The organism is Vibrio anguillarum (assembly GCF_001989995.2).
GTDB classification, from domain to species: Bacteria; Pseudomonadota; Gammaproteobacteria; order Enterobacterales; family Vibrionaceae; genus Vibrio; species Vibrio anguillarum.
Window position 1 is genome coordinate 1 of sequence record NZ_JAHGUP010000111.1, and the last position, 532, is coordinate 532.

Consider the following 532-nt stretch of genomic DNA (forward strand, 5'->3'; position numbering starts at 1 on the left):
AATGTGGCTTTTTTCAGCCTCTTGTTCACACTGACGACAGGCGTATTTCGGGCGAACATATTCCAACACTTTTAGGACGGCGGGCGTGAACTCAAGCTTTTCACTGCGGTCTTCGCCGATTTTATGCAAAATGTGTTGGCAGCATGAGCACTGTTTGTCGTGCTCATCTAGGTCAAGCTCGATAATTTCACGTGGCAAGTCTTTAGGAAGCGGTTGACGTTTACCACGACGTTTGATTGTCGTCGTGGTGATAACCTCATCTTCCGATTTCGCCGCTTCACATTCCGCCTCATTAAAGAGGTCACCCTGTGCTTCGTTATACGGTTTTAACGCTTCCGAGCGTTTGGCGAATTGACGGTCAAGGGCCAGTTTAAACTGCTCAATTAAGGATTGGCGCTCTTGTTGCCACTCTTTTTTCTCCGACATCAACGCTTTCACCATAGCTTGAAGCTCGGCGATGTCTTGGCTTTCTGGGTTAATATCGGGCGTCTTTTTCATGGCATTGATTATATTAAAAACACCACGTCAAGGC

Annotated in this window: 1 protein-coding gene; it reads right to left on the minus strand. The window is 47.0% G+C overall.

Features of this window, described 5'->3' with window-relative positions; genetic code table 11:
• The coding region (locus PL85_RS19145) for an IS66 family transposase zinc-finger binding domain-containing protein (protein ID WP_194587148.1) at positions 1 to 498 on the minus strand (498 nt) is incomplete at its 3' end.
• Positions 499 to 532: the final 34 nt, after the last annotated feature.